The following is a 16,408-nucleotide window of genomic DNA, read 5'->3' as shown; positions in this document are numbered from 1 at the left end:
GGATCGCGGCGGACACGACCCACAGGAGGCCCGGTGAGCGAGGGCGCGCAGCCGGTCAGCGAGGAGAGCGTCGGGACGGTCCTGCTCGCCGGGGCGATGAACCTGTCGATCGCGGTGGCCAAGGGCATCGCGGGCCTGCTCAGCGGCTCCTCGGCGATGCTGTCGGAGGCCGCGCACTCCCTCGCCGACACCGCCACCGAGGTCTTCTTGTTCGTGGCGCTGCGCCGGTCCGGGAAACCCGCCAGCCGCCGCCACCCCTTCGGTTACGGGCGCGAGGCCTACTTCTGGGCCTTCATCGCCGCCGCCTTCACGTTCATCGCCGGCGGCGGCTTCTCCATCGGGCACGGCATCCAGGAGATGACCGGCGACCACGAGCCCGGCGACTACCTGATCTCCTACATCGTGCTGGCCGTCTCCTTCGTCCTGGAGTCGATCTCGCTGATCCGCGGCCTGCGCCAGACCCGCGACGAGGCGAGGCGCTGGCGGGTCGGAATGCGCCGCTTCCTGCGGCTCACCCCCGACACCACGCTCAAGGCCGTCGTCCTCGAAGACTTCGCGGCCCTCGCCGGGCTCATCATCGCCGCCGGCGGCCTGGCGCTCACCGAGATCACCGGCAGCCCGGTCTACGACGGCGCCGCCTCCGTCCTCATCGGTCTTCTGCTGATCGCCGTCGCGGTGACCCTCGCGGTGGCGAACATGTCGCTGCTGGTCGGCCAGTCTGTCCCGGCGAAGCTGCGCGAGTCGATCATCACCGAACTCGAGGGCATCGAGGAGGTGAACCAGGTTCGCGAGCTGGTCGCGATGCACATGGGGCCGGCCTCGGTGCTGGTCGCCGCGAAGGTCGACTTCGTCGACTCGGTGACCGCCGGGCGCATCGAGATCGCCGCCGACGCCGCCGAGCGCCGGCTCCGCGCTCGCTTCCCGTCGATCGCCTACCTGTTCCTCGACCCGACCCCGGGCCGCGTCGCTCAGGAGGACGAGGAGACCGGCGACTCCGGCTGAAGCGGCGGCGGGATGCGCACGACCACCTCCAGGACCAGCACGAACAGCGTCGTCCACAGCGCCGTCCACAGCACCGAGGAAGGCCCCGGCCGGTCGTCGAGCACCAGCGTCAGGACGGCCACGACCACCGCCGCGACCTGCACCGGCCGGTACCAGCGCGCGACCGCCTGCCCGGCGCGGCCGAGCGGCGGCCACAGGTGCCCGAGAATCCGGGCGAGCCACTCGCAGCCGTGCACGACGACCCCGCGGAAGGCGCCGGCCAGACGGCTCGGGCCCGCCACGAAGGCGGCGACCACCCAGATGACCGCGGCGACCAGCAGCGCCTCGAACGCGTTGGCCAGCTGGGCGACGACCTGGTCGTAGACCACCGCCGCCGCGTCGGGCGACACGCCCGACGGAAGGTGGTTCAGGTAGTAGGTGCGGACCGCCGGCAGCGCCAGCACGAGTATCGCGGCCATCACCAGCAGGCAGATCCCGCCGATCAGCAGCCCGGTGCGCCGGCGCGGCGCGGCGGCCAGGCCCGCGACGACCAGGACCAGCACCAGCCACGGCAGCCAGGTGGCGACGGTGTTGAGCAGCTTCGTGAGCCGCTGCGCCTTGGCCAGGTCGGGCGAGTCGAAGACGGTGAACTGGATGGACACCGCCGGGACCTTCGCGGCGAGCCCGAAGCCGCCCTCGACGAGCCGCTGCTTGACGACCTCCAGGAAGGCGCCGAGGTCGACCGAGACGGTGGTGTCGGTGGTGGTCACGAACTCGCTGTCCTGACCGGTGAGGACGGCGTCGAGCTGGGTGTGGGCGATCCGGTTGGCGTCGGCCCAGGCGTCGGCGAAGGTGTCCGAGGCGACGATCTGGGAGACCTTCGTGCCGATGAAGCCCTCGATGGCGTCGGCGACGGTCCCGACGAGGGAGTCGAGGACCGCAGGCGCGCCGACGCGCTTGAGGGCGTCGACGGTGCGGCTGGTGAGGTCGTCGAAGTCGACGGCCTTGACGATCTCGCCGGTGAGCCTGTCGGCGACGGCGGTCTGCACCGCGGGGTCGTGCGCGAGGGGCGCGACGGTGGCGACGTAGGAGTCGGTGTCGAGGAGTTCGTCCCGGACGAAACCGGCCAGCAGCGCGACTCCGGCGAGCACGGCGGCCACGACGAACAGCGCGGTCGCGGCGACCCACCGCCCGCCCCGGCGCCATTTTCCTTTACGCCCGCGCAGGCGTTCGACCTCCTCGCGCAGCGCGGCGATCTCGGCCTCCGAAGCGCCCGCGGGCGTCGAGGCGGTCATGAAACGGACCGACCATTCGCACGTTTTGCCCCCATCCGATCATTTTGCCTGCGGAGTAGTCAGTGGCTCACCGCTTCGCGCAAACGGGGCGCGGTCGGTGCCACGGGGGTGACATGGCGTAGGTCACGTGATAGAAGTGCTCCACATCACAGCAAGACAGCCCCTCGAAACGGAGTCACGGCCTTGACCACCCGGCAACCCTCACCCCGCTCCGATCGCAGCCCCTGGAACTGGCTGCTGATCGTGCCGGTGGTGCTTCCCCTGCTGACATTCCTGTTCAACCACGACGAACCGCGACTGCTCGGCTTCCCCGTCTTCTACTGGCTCCAGCTGGCGTTCATCCTCGTCGGCGTGGCCACCACCAGCCTCGTCTACCAGATGACGAAGAAGCGGCGGTCGTCATGACGATCCAGTGGACCGAACTGATCGTGTTCGGCGTGCTGTTCCTCGGCGTGTCCGGCATGGGATTCGTGGCCGCGCGCTGGCGCCGCCCGAAGGACATGGAGCACCTCGACGAGTGGGGCCTGGGCGGCCGCAACTTCGGTGGCTGGATCACCTGGTTCCTCATCGGCGGCGACCTCTACACCGCCTACACGTTCGTCGCCGTCCCCGCGCTGGTCTTCGGCGCCGGCGCGGTCGGCTTCTTCGCGGTGCCCTACACCGTGGTCATCTACCCGATGCTGTTCCTGGTGCTGATCCGGCTGTGGTCGGTCTCCCACCGGCACGGCTTCGTCACCCCGGCCGACTTCGTGCGCTCGCGGTTCGGCTCGCCGACGCTGGCGCTGGTCGTGGCGATCACCGGGATCGTGGCGACGATGCCCTACATCGCGCTGCAGCTGATCGGCATCGAGGCGGTGCTGAAGGCGATGGGCGTCCAGGGACACCTCCCGATCATCATCGCTTTCGCGATCCTGGCGGCCTACACCTACCAGTCGGGGCTGCGCGCCCCGGCGCTGATCGCCTTCGTTAAGGATGTGCTGATCTACGTGGTCATCCTGGCCGCGGTCATCTACATCCCGCTCAAGCTCGGCGGGTGGGGCGAGATCTTCGGGGCGGCGCAGGCGAAGTTCGACGCCTCCCCCAACCCCGGTGACGGCATCCTGCTCAACGCCAACAACCAGCTCCAGTACGCGACGCTGGCCTTCGGGTCGGCGCTGGCGCTGTTCCTCTACCCGCACTCGGTGACCGGGATCCTGGCCAGCAAGAACCGTGACGTGATCAAGCGGAACATGTCGGCGCTGCCGGCCTACTCGCTGCTGCTGGGCCTCATCGCACTGCTGGGCTTCATGGCCATCGCGGCCGGGATCACGCCGATCGGCACCGACATGAACACCGTCGTGCCCAACCTCTTCGACAAGATGTTCCCCGACTGGTTCACCGGCGTGGCCTTCGCGGCCATCGGCATCGGCGCGCTGGTCCCGGCGGCCATCATGTCGATCGCGGCGTCGAACCTGTTCACCCGCAACATCTACAAGGAGTACATGAAGAAGGACGCCTCGCCGGCGCAGGAGGCCAAGGTCAGCAAGATCGTCTCGCTGGTCGTGAAGATCGGCGCGGTGCTGTGCATCCTGCTGCTGGACCCGTCGTTCTCCATCGACCTCCAGCTCATCGGCGGCGTGATCATCCTCCAGACCCTCCCCTCGGTCGGTCTGGGCCTGTACACGCGCTGGTTCCACCGGGGCGCGCTGATCGCCGGCTGGGCCGCGGGCATGGGCTTCGGCATGTGGATGCTCTACAACGTGTCCAGCCCGACCAAGCCGCACTGGGCCGGTTCGGCCTTCCCGCTGGAGAAGTTCGGCCTCGACACCAAGATGACCCTCTACGCCGGTCTGCTGGCCGTCGCGATGAACCTGATCGTGACCGTGCTGGTGACCCTGGTCCTCAAGGCCCTCAAGACGCCCGACGGCGCCGACGGGACCGTCGACGACGACTACTTCGCCGACGAGGGCGACAAGGGAGTCGACGCGGGCGAGCTGGAGAAGGAGCCGATCGCCTCCACGTGACGCGGCGACCGCCGGCCGCCGCCCTCCAAGGGCGCGGCCGGCGGGCCCGGGGCGGGGTGCGGTGGGGCGGGCCCGGCGGTCCGCCCCACACGCGTGACGAAGGCCGCACCCCTTCGGCGAAGGCGTCCGGGCGGGTTCGCGCGCAGCCGCGCCCGCCACGGCCTAATGTCGAGACCGTCCGGCTAGCCGTGAAACCGAAGGAGTCCATAGCTATGGCCACGGTCCGCACCGCACGCACCGTCTGGGAGGGCGACCTCGCCAGCGGCAAAGGCGTCGTCAACTTCGAGTCGTCGAATCTCGCGCCGACCGACGTCTCCTGGGCGGCACGCTCGCAGGAGGCCAACGGCAAGACCAGCCCCGAAGAGCTGATCGCCGCCGCTCACTCGTCGTGCTTCTCCATGGCGCTGTCGGCCGGGCTCGGCAAGGCCGGGACCCCGCCGGAGAGCCTGGAGACCAGCGCCGACGTGACCTTCGACCCCGCCGCCGGCGGGATCACCGGGATCCACCTGACCGTCGTCGGCCGGGTGCCCGGGATCAGCGCCGAGGACTTCGTCTCGGCCGCCGAGGCCGCCAAGACCGGCTGCCCGGTCAGCAAGGCGCTGTCGGCCACCACCATCACGCTCAGCGCCAGCCTGGCCTGAGGTTCGCGCACCCGCGGCTCACGCGTTACCTTCGATGCGGAGGTGGCGCGTGAGCCGTTCCTATGTGGTCACCGGTGGCGGGCGGGGTGTGGGCCGCGCCATCGTGGAGAAGCTGATCGACGACGGCGGCCACGTCGTCGCCATCGAACGCGACCCGGGCGCGCTGGAGTGGATCGCGCGGCATCCCTTCAGTGAGCGCGTGTCGGCGCTGACCGGCAGCGCCGCCGACGAGCGCGTCTGCGAGGAGGCCGCCGAGCTGGCGGCCGCGTCGGGGACGCTGACGGGCTGGGTCAACAACGCCGCCGTCTTCCGCGACGCCTCGGTCCACACCGCCCCGGCCGCCGAGACCCTCGACCTGATCGGCCGCAACCTCGCGCCCGCCGTGGCCGGCGCGACCGTCGCCGTCCGCCACTTCCTGGCCTGCGCCGACGGTGGCGCCATCGTCAACGTCTCCTCGCACCAGGCGCAGCGCGCGGTCCCCGGCTGCCTGCCCTACGTCACCGCGAAGGCCGCGATCGAGGGCATGACGCGGGCCCTGGCCGTCGAATATGGACCGCACGGGATCCGCGTCAACACCGTCGCCCTGGGCTCCATCGCCACCGAGCGCTACCAGGCGTACCTCGGCGAGCGCTCGGCGGCCGACCGCGCCCGCACGGCCGAGGAGATGCGGCGGCTGCACCCGCTCGGGCGGGTCGGCGAACCGGCCGAGGTCGCCGACGCGGTCGCCTACCTGCTGTCACCGGAGTCGAGCTTCGTGAACGGCGTGACGCTGGCCGTGGACGGCGGTCGCGCGGCGCTGGGCGCCGACCCCGAAGCGCACTAGACTGTCGGCGCCCACCCCTGCTCAGGAATGGTCGTCCATGGCGCTCTTCACCGACATCGTGCTCATCGCGGCAGGCGTCACCAGCACACTGATCACCGGCCTGTTCTTCGGCTTCTCGACGGCCGTGAACGGCGCGCTGAACAGGCTCACCGACCGCGAGTACCTGCGCGCGATGAAGTCGATCAACCGCGTGATCCTCAACCCCGTCTTCATGCTGTGCTTCGTGGGCTCGCCGATCCTGCTGATCCTGGCGACCGTTCTGCACTTCGACGACACCGACTCGGCCCGCTTCTGGCTCCTCGCGGCTGCGACGGTCGTCTACGTCCTCGGCCTGTTCTTCGTGACGGTCGGCGCCAACGTCCCCCTCAACAACCGGCTTGAGGCCACCGACGTCGACGCTCTCGACGACAAGGGCCTCGCCGAGACCCGCGGCTGGTTCGAGAAGCCGTGGAACGCCCGGCACACCGTGCGCACGCTCGCCGGTGTCGTCGCGGCGGTACTGACGTTCTGGGCGCTGCTCGTATGACCGGGGTGCCCACCACCGACCGCAAGGCCCTGGCGGCCGCGGCGGTGACGGTGCTGCTGTGGTCGTCGGCGTTCGTGGCCATCCGCGACGCCATCGAGCACTACAGTCCGGGCGCGCTCGCACTGGGGCGGCTCGCCTCGGGCGCGGTGGTGCTCGTGGTGATCGCGGTGATCCGCAAGGCGGGCCTGCCGAAGAAGCAGGCGTGGCCGGGGATCATCGTGTCGGGGCTCTTCTGGTTCGGCGCCTACATGGTCGTCCTCAACTGGGGCGAGCAGGAGGTCGACGCGGGTACGGCGGCGATGATCGTCAACGTCGGGCCGATCCTCATCGCGCTGCTGGGCGGATGGCTGCTCAAGGAGGGTTTCCCGCCGCGGCTGATGGCCGGGATGGCGGTCTCCTTCGCGGGCGCCGTCGTGGTCGGCGTGTCCATGTCGAGCGGTGGCCGCTCGTCGATCCTCGGTGTCGTGCTGTGCCTGCTGGCGGCGGCGACCTATGCCGTGGGCGTGGTCGCGCAGAAGCCGGCGCTGCGGCACGCGACCGCGCTTCAGGCCACGACCTACGGCTGCCTGATCGGCATGGTGGCGTGCCTGCCGTTCGCCGGGAAGCTCGTCGGGGAGGTCGCCGAGGCGCCCTTGTCGGCGACGCTGAACATGGTCTACCTGGGCGTCTTCCCGACCGCGCTGGCCTTCACGACCTGGGCGTACGCGCTGGCGCGGACGACGGCCGGGAAGATGGGCGCGACGACCTACATCGTGCCGGCCGTGGTGGTCCTCATGTCGTGGATCGTGCTCGACGAGGTGCCCGGCTGGCTGACCTTCGCCGGTGGTGCGCTGTGCCTGGCCGGTGTCGCGGTTTCCCGCACGAGGAAGCGTGTCCGGGAGACAGTGGACGTCGCGGTCTAGTCTCTCCGGATGGTGGACTGCGACCTTCCCGACTGCGGATCCTGCTCGGACATCGGCAGCGGCTGCGACTGGTCGAGCAACGGGAAGAAGAAAAAGAAGAACAAGCACCGTCCCGACGCCCCGCACCCCGACTGGAAGCCCCGCGACCGCCGGGGTCCGGGGCACCGGCTGATGGACGCCGTCGCGCTCGACCGTTTCCCGGAACGGGCGCGGGCGCTGCGCTGGTGGTCGCTGTCGCGGTGGTTCGGTGTGCTGGCCATTCGCGGGTACCAGCGGTATCTGTCGCCGAGGCTGCCCTTCCACTGCCGGTTCAAGCCCTCGTGCAGTCAGTACGGGCTTGAGGCGGTGCGGGCGTACGGACTGGTGCGCGGCATGCGGCTGGCCGTCGGGAGGATCCTGCGGTGCAACGGGACCGTGCGGCGGGGGACGGTCGACGCGCTGCCGAGCAGCGTCGTGGAGGCCTAGTACTCCAGTCGCGGATCGTGATCTTCTTGATCCAGCGACTCTTTCACAGGCCCAACTGGTCGCGCATCGCATCGGCGTCGCGCAGGGCCCAGTGCTCGACGATTCGGCCGTTGCGGACGCGGACCATGTCCATGCTGAGGACTTCGTAGCGTCGGCCGGAGTCTGTGTGGGTGCCCCTGCTGGTGTACCGGTTGACGGAGGTGTCGCCGGAGACGACGTTCTGCTCGATCGTCACGGAGACGTCGTGGAACGCGCTGCCCGCGCTCATCCAGGGTCATGGCATCGCAGAGCGCCGGACCCGCGCCGCGTTCGGAACCACAGCGTCGTCGTCGCGCGGACGCCCAGCGCAACTACGACCAGCTCGTGGCCGCGGCCAAAGACGTCTTCCACGACCACGGCGTCGACGCCCCACTTGACGACATCGCCCGCCGGGCCGGCGTCGGCAACGCCACCATGTATCGGCACTTCCCGACGCGTCGCGAACTGATCATCGCCGTCTACTCCGAGGAAGTGGCCGAGCTCTGCGCCCGGAGCCGGTCCCTACTGGCCGAGGATCCTCCCGGCGACGCCCTCTTCGCCTGGCTTCGGGATTTCATCGCACACGTGGCAGCCAAGCGGGAACTGGCGCTGTCGATCACTGATGACCGCACCGGTCAGCGATCGGCGCTGTTCGACCGCTGGCACCAGTCGATGCACACAGCCGCGTCGGCACTGCTGACTCGGGCGCAAAGCGCCGGTGCCGTCCGCGCCGACCTCAACGCATCGGAACTACTTGCGCTGGCCAACGGGATCGCCCTGACCACCACCGACGCCACTCAAGCAGAGCGACTGATCGTCCTGGTCAGACAGGGCACGGACACTCGCTCGACACCGGCCGACGGCCTCCGCTGAAAGCGGCGAGCACGACGCCGGCTTCCGCCGCGTCCTCGAAACACGCGCTCTGGACCCTACCGCGAGCCGCTCGGGCATGAAGATCACGATACGACTGGAGTACTGGGCGCGCGGATGGGGCCGGTCCACCGCAGATGAACCGGCCCCGAGGTGAGGGAGAAGGTCTTCAGCCCGGTTGACCGACGTTGCCCTTGACGTTGCCGACCGAGTTGACGCTGTTGCCGCTGTTGCCCGAGCCGGCGACGCCGACGTTGACGTTGCTGCCGGCGCCGTTGTTGATGACGCCGTTGTTGATCACGGTGGCCGCACGCGCCTCCAGCTCGGCGAGATCGACCTTGCCCCGCAGGAAGTCCACGAGGGCGACGAAGAGCTGGCGTTCGAGGATCGCGACGTACTTGTGCGGGTCGCGCCACTGGAAGTAGTTGCCGAAGCCCGGCTCGGTGCCGAGGAGCCGGACGCTGGTCTTGGCGCCGACGTCGATGGGAGCACCCTGCGAGTTCAGTACCGACGCGGCCGATCGGGCCAGGACGGCCGGCACGCGCCAGATCAGCCGGGGCATCTGCCGCAGTGCCGCCAGACCGGCCCCGAACGCACCGCCGGAGACGCCGAAGACGTGGAAGTCGTCACGGGTCGGCGGCATCACAAAGGCCTGGAACTCCAGGTAGAGCGTGCGTCCCTGCAAGGCGGTGTGCACGTAGACGGTCGTGACGACCTCGCCGCTCCAGGAGACGACCTGGCACTTCAGGTAGTGACGCATCGCCTCGAACGGGTAGCGCATGACCCGTTCGGCCTCCCCCGTCGGCGGATCGGCGTGGTCCGGGTGCGCGGTGTCGCGGCCGGAGATGACGAACCGGTCCTCGACCCGCAGGTCCGGGATCCGCGCGAAGCGGCCGTAGTCTCCGTCGAGCCCCTGCAGGAACCGGCCGATGTGGCCGACGAGCGAGTCGACGTCGAACATCGGCCAGCTGCCAGGCTCGTGCGCGGCGGGCACGCCCCCTTCGGGTGGGCGCAGATCGAGCGCGAAGCGCCAGAAGTCGGTGCGCTCACCGGCGTGCGTGAAGGGGTTGAAGTCCGAGTAGACGGACACCTTCGCGTGCTCCCTCGCCTCGACCCGGGCGAGGCGGCGGTCGCCGTCCACCGGCGGAACCCAGCCCGCTCCCACGCGGGCGATGAGCCTCCCGCGGATGATGCCGGTCGTCAGAACGGTCGCCGCCAGCAGTAAGACCATCAGCACCGACGCACCGCCGAGGATGTCGGGCTCCGCGGAGGAGCCGCCGTCCATACTGGAATAGGGATCATTGGAGTCCGCCGTTCGGGACGCCAGCGCACCCGTCACCACGTACAGCGCGACGGCCGCCGCCACGAACCCGAGCAGGACGAGCGAGCCGGTCACCCGCCGCCCGGCCCGCAGGTCACGCGAAAGGCTCGCGGCGCTGAGGATCACCTGCCACACCACCAGCACGAGCGCCACGCTCGCGAAGATCGGACCGCCGGCGCATACCGTGCCGACGAGCAGGACGAGCAGCACCGCCGCCTCGACGGTGTTCAGCATGCGGGCGCGTTTCGCGTGCGCGAGCACCGCCGCCGTCTCGGCGCCCGTGTAGGGCGCCACCGCGCTGCCGTCGTCCTCGTAGACGTCGTGCAGGACGCGATCGCAGTACCGGTGGTCGAGGTAGACACCCGCGCAGAGATGCCGGGTGGCGAGGTTCACCGCCTGGGCCGTGGTCCCCGCCTCGGCGGGTGTCGGCGGCGGGCTCGGCTGCCGGCCGTTTCCAATGGGCTGGTCGGTCATGCTAACTCCCCCTTGAACTCTCCTATTCGGACTCGGTCAACGCGAGGATCCGCTGCGCCACCTCGTGGACGGCGACGATGCCGCCCGCGAAGCCGAGGACCGAGCGCAGCGCCGACCTGAGCCGTCCGCGCCGCACCTCCTTCCCCTCCGCGGCGCCGCGGATGTCGTCGACGGCGTCGGTGTACTCGTCGTCGGCGGTGCCGATCTCCCGCTCGTGCTCGGCGAGCAGCGCGAGCAGCAGGCGCGTCTCGGCGCGCAGGCGGTTGTCGGGTGCGATCGCGGCCGTCACGTGCACGTCTCCCTCGACGTGACCGACGCTGCCGATCGTGTTCCCGCTGTTGCCCGAACCCTGGATGCCGATGTTGGTCTCGCCGCCGTTCACGCCGGCCGCCTCTCGCTTCGCGGGGACATCGGGGTCGGTGCGGTCGAGCAGCTCCCAGGCGAAGGCCGCGGCGTGCCCGGCGGCCACGACCTGCCACCTGGCGTCGTTGCCGGCGGTCTTGTCGCCGAGCAGGTCGGAGACTCCGCGGATCACCATCGCGTCGACGCCCTTGTTGACGTAGGCGGCGTGGAGGACGCCGTAGCCCTCGGTCTCGACGCCGCGCGCGTCGTCGCAGCGCTGGTCGATGAGCATGGCCGTGCGGGAAGCGACGCCGGTGACGACCTTCCCCCCGGCCGCCAGCGGTGCGACGAACGCGCGCGGCTCGGACACCGGCGGCGGCTGGATGCGGCGACGCCACTGCCCCTCGCGCGAGACGGCCTGGGCGGCCTGCACGAGGCGGTGGGCGGCGGGCAGGCTCTTGGCACGGGAGAAGAACTCCCCGTCGGCGTCCCGGCCCGCCTCGTAGTCGTAGATGACGCTGGCGGCGATCACGTCCCCGTGACGGCTGTCCCGGCGGCCGCCGGCGATGCCGACGAGCAGTAAGAGCTGCGGGCCGAAGGCCGCCAGAGCCCTCTCGACCTGCACGGCTGCGCCGGTGTTCTCCCGCCCGACGAGCGCCAGGACGACCTCCCACGGGCCGTGCACGGAGGTCTCGTACCGCGTGCCTCCCCGCACGACCTCCGTGAACGGCCCCGGCAAGTGCGCACGTGCCGCCTCGTACTCAAGGTTCAGCGCGGCGCAGACCACCGCGACCGGGCGATCCCCTCCACCGTCCATGCCGCCTCCCGCGTGATCATTACTGTCGGTGTGACAGTAATACCTCGAAGTTAGCCCGCCGAGGCCATACTGTCAAGCAGACAGAAAGGTAGGGTGGCGCCGTGCAGACCTACATTCCGCCGCTGATGAACATCGCCGTGGACATCACCATCCTCACCGTGCGCGACGACCGCCTCCAGGTCCTGCTGGTCAAACGCGGAATAGAACCCCACCAGGGCGTCTGGGCCCTCCCCGGCGGATTCATGAACAACGACGAGACCGCCGAGCAGGCCGCACACCGCGAACTCGCCGAGGAGACCGGCATCCCCCACGGCCACGCGCGACTCGAACCCGTCGGCTTCTACACCGAACCCGACCGCGACCCCCGGGGGCGCGTGGTCTCCCTGTCCTACATGGCGCTCATCCCCGCCTCACCGCCCACCGCCGCCGGCGGCGACGCCGACGACACCGGCTGGGTGCCGGTCGCCGCCGTCCTCGACGGCGCCCGCACGCTCGCCTTCGACCACGCCCGCCTGCTCGCCGACGCGCTCGAACACGCCCGCGCCCTGCTGGAGCACACGACGATCGCCACGGCCTTCTGCCCGCCGGAGTTCACCGAGGCCGACCTGCGGCGCGTCTACGAGCGCGTGTGGGACACCGAGCTCGACGTGCGCAACTTCCACCGCAAGATCACCCGCACCGAGGGCTTCTTGACCCCCACCGGCGAGAAGACCACCCGCGACGGCGGACGCCCCGCCGCCCTCTACCGCGCCGGCGACGCGGTGCGGCTCCAGCCGCCCATGTACCGCGCCCGGTAGCCGCGCCCCGCAGACCTGGTCGGCCGATTCGCGCCCCCGGACACCCGCGCGCTTGATCAACTGGTCGCAGGTGACCGAGAGGAGCCGCCGCCATGTCGTTGCGCCGGGCAGCGCTCGCGCTGCTGCTGCTCCCCCTCGCCGCCTGCGCGAAGGAGAAGCCGCCGGACGACTTCTGCCTCACCGGCACCCTCGCCTACGACTTCCACGACGCCGAGGACGGGCCGGAGAAGCCGGCGGCGACCGCGCCGGCCCACAACGCCAACTGGGAGCTGTGGGGCGGGCCGACCGGGTCGGTGGAGATGCTGTCGACGGGCAGGACCGGCGCCGACGGGTCCTTCCGCGCCTGCCACCGGGGAAGGTTCGCCGAGGTCCACCTGACTTTCCGCTCCGCGTCGGGCGCGCTCTGGCAGGTCGTCACCGACGAGACCGCCCGCCAGCAGTACTCCTTCGAGAGCGTCGGCATCGCGCCCTCCCCCCTCGGAGAGCTCGACCTGGGCCGGCTCGAGGCGCCGGAGACGATCGCGGGCGCCTGGCGCATCGTCGACACCCTCAACCTGCTCTACGACAAGCGCGCCAACCCCGACTCCACCTGCTGGACGAGGCGGCAGGACGACGGCCACTGCGAGCCCCTCACCATGGTGTGGACGCCCGCCGACGATGACGAGGCGGGGTACTTCGACCAGGAGGCCGGGCTCGTCGTGCTGGCGGGGGACATGCCCGACTCGGAGCACCTGATACTCCACGAGGCGGGCCACTGGTTCCAGTGGCAGCTGTACGGGCACTGGCTGCCCGAGACCGTCGGATGCGAGATCCACTACATCGAGGAGCACACCTCCCCCACCTGCGCCTGGGTCGAAGGCTTCCCCGACGCCCTGGCCGCCTACGCCTCCGGCGACGACAGGTATGTGTACGAGGACGGCATCGAGGCACCCCTCGACGGCTCCACCTCCTGGGCCACCGGCGAGGCCGTGCAGGGGCGGGTCGCCGGCACCCTCGTGGACCTCTGGGCCCCCAACGGTCCCGACGGCGGGAACTGGGACGGCACCATCGAGGTGATGTCGCGAGTGCGGAGTTCGACGTTTCTGGAGTACTTCTACATCGCCCGCCCCATGGCCCTCCCGCCCCTGAGCACGACAGGCGAGGCGGCGGCGATCGTGCGGGGGCACACGATCAAGGTGGAGGGTTAGGGGCGGTAGCGGGGGCCGGCGTTCTGGATCCCGCTGTCGCCGCGATCGGAACGCGTGACGTCCGAGGAAAGCGGCGCGGGTTCCGGCGTCCACTCACTCCGGGAAGTGCGAAGCACACGAGATCCTGCCCGCCGATCCGCACCCATCCAGGAGAACCCATCGTGTGCGCCGAGCCCCGTCCCACCCCGCCCAGAGCTCGCACGTCGTACACGGCCCCGCCCGCAAAGCAGGCGGGGCCGGTGCCGGGAGTGCTGATCAGGCGTAGTAGTTGACGCTCTGCGGCCAGGTCCCGGTCCACGGGGTCCAGCCCTGGAGGGTCGCGGGGATGCCGACCCGGCTGTAGCAGTTGATGACCTGGAAGTGCAGGTGCGGAGCCGTCGACGCCCCGGTACTGCCCGACCAGCCGACGACGCGGCCCTGCGGAACCCAGTCGCCGGTGTTGTAGATGGCCCGGTTGAGGTGCGCGTAGTGGGTGCAGGTGCCGTTCGAGTGCTGGATGAGCACCTCGATGCCGTTCTGCCAGTACGGCGACCAGTCGGAGACGAGGATCGTCCCGGCCTGGGCGGCCGAGACCTCGTAGTTCGCCGGGAGGCCGAGGTCCCACGCGTACTCGTTGTAGGGCCCGGTGTGCGAGTAGGTTCCCTCGGGCCCTTGGGTGACCATGTAGGACTCACCGGCGGGGTACGGGAGTTCGTAGTAGTAGTCGGCGGCCAGGGCCTGCCCGGGCGTGGCGACCAGCGCCGCCGCCGCGACCATCAAGGTGATCGCCGCGGCCCGGATCCTGCGCCAGGGCATCGCTCGTCTCATGGGTGTCCTCGATTCTGTACCAGGGGAGGCACCAGGCTAAGCCGGATCGACGCGGATCTACCCCGCGTCGATGTCCGTGGACAACGCCGTGTCGGCCAGATCGTCGACGACTTCCAGGAAGCGGCTCAGCGGGGGAACTCGGCGACGGCCTGACCGCCGAGCTGCAGACTCGACATGCCGGAACACCGCCATCCGCTGCGCGTCGCGTCCGTGCAGTGCGAACCGCGCCCGGACGACAAGGCCTTCAACCTCGCGCGCATCGGGGCCTTCACCGCGAGGGCGAGCGAGCAGCGGGCCCGGTTCGTGGCCTTCCCGGAGATGTGCCTGCTCGGGTACTGGCACCTGCGCCGCCACGACCGTGAGAGCTGGTGCGGTTGGCCGAGCCGGTCGACGGCTCGTCCGTCGCCGAGGTGTCCGCCCTCGCCAGACCGGCGGGACCGCGTCACGCAGTCCGCACGGCATGCGGCCGACTCCTCGTGAGGTCTGGGAAGCCCGCCACACCGAGCCCGACGCGATCCGCGCCGCCATCCGGGGCCCGAGCGGACGGGACTGGCTGCTGCGATGGCTTCCCTCGCGAGCGCACGACAACGGCGTGTTCGTGGTCTTCAGCAACGGGATCGGCCGAGACGATGACGAGGTGCGCACCGGAAACGCCATGATCATCGACCCTTACGGCCGCATCCTCACCGAGACCGACGCGGCCGACGACGACATGGTCGCCGCCGACCTCGATCTCGAACTCCTGCCGATGTCCACCGGGCGCCGCTGGATCAAGGGCCGGCGTCGCGAGCTGTACGGCGTCCTGACCCGGCGGTTCGGCGACGAGCGCGACCCCCGCACGGCCCGCTTCTCGACCGAACCGGCCCACGCGCCGTCGCCGCCGGCCTCGTGAGCCGGCCTCGTGAGGCGGCCTGGAACCTGGGAGCTCGCCGGGCAGCGGCTCCCGCTCGGACACCACACGCTCAACGCCAGGCCCCGAGGATCTCCTCGGGGCCCCATGTCGCCGCAAGCGAAAGCCCTAGGGCGACACCGCAGCGGGATACCGCCACGAGGGGAGTCTCGGCGGTGGTCCCCGGTACGGCCAGGACGCTTCGGGCGAGTTCGTCGTACTCATGTCGCCCGAAAACGCCGGTGCCGAACCATTTGATCGAACCCACGAAGTGGACGGTTCCCGCCACGGGCGCGCGATCCGCGCCGATCAGGTCGATCTCCGGGTTGTTCTGCCTGTTCCACCAACCGCCGACGACCTCGGTCCCGTCCCATTCGTCGTTGGGCAGCATCCGGCCGAGTGCCTCCCGAATCAGTGGCTCGACGGCCCTGCCTCGCCAACCGGTCCACGACCGTTCGACCCGGGCGGTGACGAGGTCGCCACGTCCACGTTCGATCTGGGGCAGTCCACGTTGGAGGAACGCCAGCCAGAATCGCAGGTAGGGGTCGGCGATGCGGTATCGCCTGTTCTTGGTGTCGGGCCTCGTCGACAGTGGATTGTCGACGGCCACGACCCGCTTTGCGACGAGGCTGTTCAGGATCGGGCTCAAGGTTCCCGAGGGCAGCACCGCATCACCACCGGCCTTGGCCGCGATGGTGGAGAACGTTCGCTCGCCGTTCCCGATGGCCCCGATGACCGCGCTCGCACGACCCGCTTCGGGAAACTCGCTCAACAGCGTCAGCTCCCCCGACATCAGCAGCGGCGAGAGCGGATTCGTCAACGACGCGTCGAGGAAGTCCTGCCTGGTCATGCCGGGCTCCCAGGACTGAACGACCTCAGGGAAGCCGCCGGTGATCAGCTGCGCGTCGATCGCATCCGCCGCGTCGAGTCCCGTCACGGCCTGGACGTCCGCAGGATGGAGTGGGTTCACCGCCAGCCTCGCCGCGCGCCCGAAGAACGGGCGACCATGTTCCCGGAGCGCCTCCATGACCGAGACATCGCTGCCGATGAGGATGAGCATTACCGGCTTGGCCGACAGGTGACGATCCCAGATCGCCTGGAGGGCGCCCTCGAACTCACGATCCTGCTCGACGAGCCACGGCACTTCGTCGATCACCGCGACACTCGGTACGTCCTCCGGCAGCGCCAGCGCGAGAGCACGCAACGCCTGGTTCCAGTCCGATGCCGTGAAGCCGGAGACCAGCTCGCGA

General features: G+C 70.2%; 19 protein-coding genes. 13 read left to right on the top strand and 6 right to left on the bottom strand.

Annotated elements, in window-relative coordinates:
- The first annotated feature begins 33 nt into the window (after nucleotides 1-33).
- The gene (locus AB0I28_RS33555) at nucleotides 34-1,002 is read left to right on the top strand and encodes a cation diffusion facilitator family transporter (RefSeq protein ID WP_357499743.1); all 969 of its coding nucleotides are present in this window, start codon (nucleotides 34-36) and stop codon (nucleotides 1,000-1,002) included.
- Here the strand turns inward: AB0I28_RS33555 and AB0I28_RS33550 are convergent.
- Complete coding sequence (locus AB0I28_RS33550; RefSeq protein ID WP_357499742.1) at nucleotides 969-2,276, bottom strand: hypothetical protein; 1,308 nt, start codon at nucleotides 2,274-2,276, stop codon at nucleotides 969-971. The two genes, AB0I28_RS33555 and AB0I28_RS33550, sit on opposite strands and share 34 nt — an antisense overlap.
- A gap of 183 nt (nucleotides 2,277-2,459) precedes the next feature.
- Between AB0I28_RS33550 and AB0I28_RS33545 the strand changes: the two genes are divergently transcribed.
- The 7 genes from AB0I28_RS33545 (at nucleotide 2,460) to yidD (ending at nucleotide 7,636) form a co-directional block, all read left to right on the top strand.
- The gene (locus AB0I28_RS33545) at nucleotides 2,460-2,681 is read left to right on the top strand and encodes a DUF3311 domain-containing protein (RefSeq protein ID WP_357499741.1); all 222 of its coding nucleotides are present in this window, start codon (nucleotides 2,460-2,462) and stop codon (nucleotides 2,679-2,681) included.
- Nucleotides 2,678-4,279: a monocarboxylate uptake permease MctP gene (mctP, locus tag AB0I28_RS33540; RefSeq protein ID WP_357499740.1), complete on the top strand. Its 1,602-nt coding sequence runs from the start codon at nucleotides 2,678-2,680 to the stop codon at nucleotides 4,277-4,279. Before AB0I28_RS33545 ends, mctP begins: the two co-directional genes overlap by 4 nt.
- Nucleotides 4,280-4,491: 212 nt before the next feature.
- Complete coding sequence (locus AB0I28_RS33535) at nucleotides 4,492-4,920, top strand: OsmC family protein (protein WP_357499739.1); 429 nt, start codon at nucleotides 4,492-4,494, stop codon at nucleotides 4,918-4,920.
- 49 nt (nucleotides 4,921-4,969) lie between these two features.
- The gene (locus AB0I28_RS33530; RefSeq protein ID WP_357499738.1) at nucleotides 4,970-5,743 is read left to right on the top strand and encodes an SDR family oxidoreductase; all 774 of its coding nucleotides are present in this window, start codon (nucleotides 4,970-4,972) and stop codon (nucleotides 5,741-5,743) included.
- A gap of 37 nt (nucleotides 5,744-5,780) precedes the next feature.
- Nucleotides 5,781-6,269, top strand: a complete 489-nt coding sequence (locus AB0I28_RS33525) for an anthrone oxygenase family protein (protein ID WP_357499737.1) — start codon at nucleotides 5,781-5,783, stop codon at nucleotides 6,267-6,269.
- Between the two features lie 5 nt (nucleotides 6,270-6,274).
- Nucleotides 6,275-7,171, top strand: coding sequence for a DMT family transporter (locus tag AB0I28_RS33520; protein WP_357499736.1), 897 nt, complete (start codon nucleotides 6,275-6,277; stop codon nucleotides 7,169-7,171).
- Between the two features lie 9 nt (nucleotides 7,172-7,180).
- Nucleotides 7,181-7,636: a membrane protein insertion efficiency factor YidD gene (yidD, locus tag AB0I28_RS33515; RefSeq protein ID WP_357499735.1), complete on the top strand. Its 456-nt coding sequence runs from the start codon at nucleotides 7,181-7,183 to the stop codon at nucleotides 7,634-7,636.
- Nucleotides 7,637-7,679: 43 nt separating this feature from the next.
- Here the strand turns inward: yidD and AB0I28_RS33510 are convergent, their stop codons facing one another.
- The gene (locus AB0I28_RS33510; protein ID WP_357499734.1) at nucleotides 7,680-7,904 is read right to left on the bottom strand and encodes an ester cyclase; all 225 of its coding nucleotides are present in this window, start codon (nucleotides 7,902-7,904) and stop codon (nucleotides 7,680-7,682) included.
- An 8-nt stretch (nucleotides 7,905-7,912) separates the two neighbouring features.
- Here AB0I28_RS33510 and AB0I28_RS33505 point away from each other — a divergent pair, with 8 nt between their 5' ends.
- Nucleotides 7,913-8,527, top strand: a complete 615-nt coding sequence (locus tag AB0I28_RS33505; protein WP_357499733.1) for a helix-turn-helix domain-containing protein — start codon at nucleotides 7,913-7,915, stop codon at nucleotides 8,525-8,527.
- A 166-nt stretch (nucleotides 8,528-8,693) separates the two neighbouring features.
- Here AB0I28_RS33505 and AB0I28_RS33500 read toward each other — a convergent pair whose 3' ends face one another.
- Both AB0I28_RS33500 and AB0I28_RS33495 read right to left on the bottom strand, forming a co-directional pair.
- Entirely contained in the window at nucleotides 8,694-10,319 is a 1,626-nt protein-coding gene (locus tag AB0I28_RS33500; protein ID WP_357499732.1) for a hypothetical protein, read from the bottom strand.
- Nucleotides 10,320-10,341: 22 nt separating this feature from the next.
- Nucleotides 10,342-11,478 carry a phosphorylase gene (locus AB0I28_RS33495; protein WP_357499731.1) on the bottom strand — a complete coding sequence of 379 codons (1,137 nt, stop codon included), beginning with the start codon at nucleotides 11,476-11,478 and terminating at the stop codon, nucleotides 10,342-10,344.
- A gap of 101 nt (nucleotides 11,479-11,579) precedes the next feature.
- Between AB0I28_RS33495 and AB0I28_RS33490 the strand changes: the two genes are divergently transcribed.
- Together AB0I28_RS33490 and AB0I28_RS33485 are read left to right on the top strand one after the other, a co-directional pair.
- Nucleotides 11,580-12,275, top strand: a complete 696-nt coding sequence (locus AB0I28_RS33490; RefSeq protein WP_357499730.1) for an NUDIX domain-containing protein — start codon at nucleotides 11,580-11,582, stop codon at nucleotides 12,273-12,275.
- A 92-nt stretch (nucleotides 12,276-12,367) separates the two neighbouring features.
- Nucleotides 12,368-13,462 (top strand): hypothetical protein, encoded by a 1,095-nt coding sequence (locus AB0I28_RS33485; RefSeq protein WP_357499729.1) that lies wholly within the window; start codon nucleotides 12,368-12,370, stop codon nucleotides 13,460-13,462.
- Between the two features lie 255 nt (nucleotides 13,463-13,717).
- Here AB0I28_RS33485 and AB0I28_RS33480 read toward each other — a convergent pair whose 3' ends face one another.
- A complete protein-coding gene (locus AB0I28_RS33480) occupies nucleotides 13,718-14,269 on the bottom strand; it encodes a M23 family metallopeptidase (protein ID WP_357499728.1) in 552 nt (183 codons plus the stop codon).
- A 174-nt stretch (nucleotides 14,270-14,443) separates the two neighbouring features.
- Between AB0I28_RS33480 and AB0I28_RS33475 the strand changes: the two genes are divergently transcribed.
- The gene (locus AB0I28_RS33475; protein WP_357499727.1) at nucleotides 14,444-14,749 is read left to right on the top strand and encodes a nitrilase-related carbon-nitrogen hydrolase; all 306 of its coding nucleotides are present in this window, start codon (nucleotides 14,444-14,446) and stop codon (nucleotides 14,747-14,749) included.
- Entirely contained in the window at nucleotides 14,730-15,161 is a 432-nt protein-coding gene (locus AB0I28_RS33470; RefSeq protein ID WP_357499726.1) for a nitrilase-related carbon-nitrogen hydrolase, read from the top strand. Before AB0I28_RS33475 ends, AB0I28_RS33470 begins: the two co-directional genes overlap by 20 nt.
- A 70-nt stretch (nucleotides 15,162-15,231) precedes the next feature.
- On the opposite strand, the gene AB0I28_RS33465 is transcribed toward AB0I28_RS33470, so the two are convergent.
- Nucleotides 15,232-16,362, bottom strand: coding sequence for a DUF234 domain-containing protein (locus tag AB0I28_RS33465; protein WP_357499725.1), 1,131 nt, complete (start codon nucleotides 16,360-16,362; stop codon nucleotides 15,232-15,234).
- Between the last annotated feature and the right edge of the window lie 46 nt (nucleotides 16,363-16,408).

It is taken from the genome of Phytomonospora sp. NPDC050363 (assembly GCF_040655735.1).
Classification (GTDB): Bacteria; Actinomycetota; Actinomycetes; order Mycobacteriales; family Micromonosporaceae; genus Phytomonospora.
Note: the sequence above shows the minus strand (reverse complement) of the source record. Positions and strands in the feature narration are given on the sequence as shown.